The sequence below is a fragment of the Streptomyces specialis genome (genome assembly GCF_001493375.1).
GTDB lineage: Bacteria > Actinomycetota > Actinomycetes > Streptomycetales > Streptomycetaceae > Streptomyces > Streptomyces specialis.
In genome coordinates this window covers 1-2069 of record NZ_LN929852.1, presented here as the reverse complement: position 1 = coordinate 2069, position 2069 = coordinate 1, and the positions used below count along the sequence as shown (strand labels likewise).

Sequence of the window (2069 nt, the reverse complement as noted above, 5' to 3'; positions counted from 1 at the left end):
CTCCCCGACCCCTTCCTCGTCGCGGCGACGCAGAACCCCGTGGAGTACGAGGGCACCTACCCCCTCCCCGAGGCACAGCTCGACCGCTTCCTCCTCAAGCTCAACCTGCCGCTGCCCACCCGGGAGCAGGAGATCGACGTCCTCGCCCGGCACGCCGCGGGCTTCGACCCGCGCGATCTGGCGGCGGCAGGAGTGCGGCCCGTCGCGGGGCCCGCCGAGCTGGCCGCCGCCCGCGCCGAGGTCGCCAAGGTGTCCGTCACTCCCGACGTCACCGGTTACGTGGTGGATCTGTGCCGCGCCACCCGCGACTCGCCCTCGTTCTCCCTGGGCGCCTCGCCGCGCGGCGCCACCGCCCTGCTCACCGCGTCCCGCGCCTGGGCCTGGCTCTCAGGACGCGGCTACGTCATCCCCGACGACGTCAAGGCGCTCGCCCTGCCGACGCTGCGCCACCGCGTCCGGCTGCGCCCCGAGGCGGAGATGGAGGGCGTGACGGCCGACAGCGTGCTCACGGGTCTGCTGGCGCGCGTCGCGGTGCCGCGCTGATGGCGCTGTCCGGACGCACCGCGCTGATCGCCGCGCTCGGCGCCCTCGTCGCCGGTCTCCTCCCCGGCTGGGGCGGCGTTCTCGCCGTCTGCGTGCCGCTGCTGGCGGCCGTCCTGTACGCCCTGGCCCGCGCCGCCCCGGTCCGTTCGCTCCGCCTGGAGCGCGCCGGCGCCACCTCGGTCCGGCTGGGCGAGGACGCGCCGGTCCACCTCACCGTCACCAACCCGTCGTCCCGGGCGCTGGGCGCCGAGCTGCGCGACGCCTGGCCGCCGAGCAGTTGGCGGCCGGGCACGAGTTTCGCCGCCGCCCGGCACCGCGTGACGGTCCCGGCCGGTGAGCGCCGCCGCCTGACGACCGTGCTGCACCCGACCCGCCGGGGCGACCACAAGGCGGTGCGGGTCACGGTCCGTTCCCACGGACCGCTCGGCCTGGCCGCCCGGCAGGGCGGCCACGCGGTGCCGTGGACGCTGAGCGTGCTGCCGCCCTTCACCAGCAGGAAGCACCTACCGGCGAAGCTGGCCAGGCTGCGCGAACTCGACGGCCGCACGACGCTCCTGACGCGCGGCGAGGGCACCGAGTTCGACAGCCTCCGCGACTACATCCCGGGCGACGACGTCCGTTCCATCGACTGGCGGGCCACGGCCCGCCAGTCGTCGGTCGCGGTCCGCACGTGGCGGCCCGAACGGGACCGGCATCTGCTCCTCGTGCTGGACTCGGGCCGCACCTCGGCGGGCCGGGTCGGCGACGTGCCGCGCCTGGACGCGGCGATGGACGCGGCGCTGCTGCTGACGGCGCTCGCCACCCGGGCCGGTGACCGGGTCGATCTGCTCGCGTTCGACCGCGCGGTCCGCGCGTCCGTGCGGGGTCGCACCGGTGGCGACACGCTGCCCTCCATGGTGCGGGCCATGGCCCGGCTCGAACCGGAGCTGGTCGAGACGGACACCCGCGCGATGGCCGCCGCGGCGCTGGCCGGGGCGCCGAGGCGCTCGCTGATCGTCCTGTTCACGGGTCTGGACGCGGCTCCGGTCGAGGCCGGCCTGCTGCCGGTCCTGCCCCGGCTGACGCGGCGGCACACGGTTCTGGTCGCGGCGGTGGGCGATCCCCGCGTCGGGGAGATGGCCCGGGCGCGGGGCACGGTTCCCGCCGTCTACGAGGCAGCCGCGGCGGCCCGGCACCAGGCCGAGCGCGAGCGGACGATCGCACGGCTCCACCGCCTGGGCGTCACGGTCGTCGAGGCCGCCCCCGACCGGCTCCCCCCGGCCGTGGCCGACGCGTACCTGGCGCTGAAGGCGGCGGGAAAGCTGTGAATGGGGAATCCACGGGAAAGGGAAACCCACGGCGGGATAAAGGCATAAAAAAATGCGTAAGGCCCGCTGGGATATCCCAGCGGGCCTTACGCAATAATTGTCCGGCGGTGTCCTACTCTCCCACACGGTCCCCCATGCAGTACCATCGGCGCTGGAGGGCTTAGCTTCCGGGTTCGGAATGTAACCGGGCGTTTCCCCTCCGCCATGACCACCGGAACA

The 2069-nt window shown here is 74.9% G+C and carries 2 protein-coding genes and 1 rRNA gene; 2 read left to right on the top strand and 1 reads right to left on the bottom strand.

What is annotated here, in order from left to right; all coding sequences use genetic code 11:
* Both BN2279_RS09505 and BN2279_RS09500 read left to right on the top strand, forming a co-directional pair.
* Window positions 1-543: AAA family ATPase (locus tag BN2279_RS09505; protein ID WP_199827695.1), on the top strand; the 543-nt coding region annotated here is incomplete at its 5' end.
* Window positions 543-1850, top strand: coding sequence for a DUF58 domain-containing protein (locus tag BN2279_RS09500; RefSeq protein WP_059008290.1), 1308 nt, complete (start codon window positions 543-545; stop codon window positions 1848-1850). The genes BN2279_RS09505 and BN2279_RS09500, both read left to right, overlap by 1 nt.
* A 99-nt stretch (window positions 1851-1949) precedes the next feature.
* Here the strand turns inward: BN2279_RS09500 and rrf are convergent.
* Window positions 1950-2066: ribosomal RNA gene (gene rrf, locus BN2279_RS09495) — 5S ribosomal RNA — on the bottom strand.
* Window positions 2067-2069: the final 3 nt, after the last annotated feature.

Bases quoted from the DNA above. Each gene is read 5' to 3' on its own strand.
- BN2279_RS09500 (WP_059008290.1), top strand. From the start codon at position 543: ATGGCGCTGTCCGGACGCACCGCGCTGATCGCCGCGCTCGGCGCCCTC.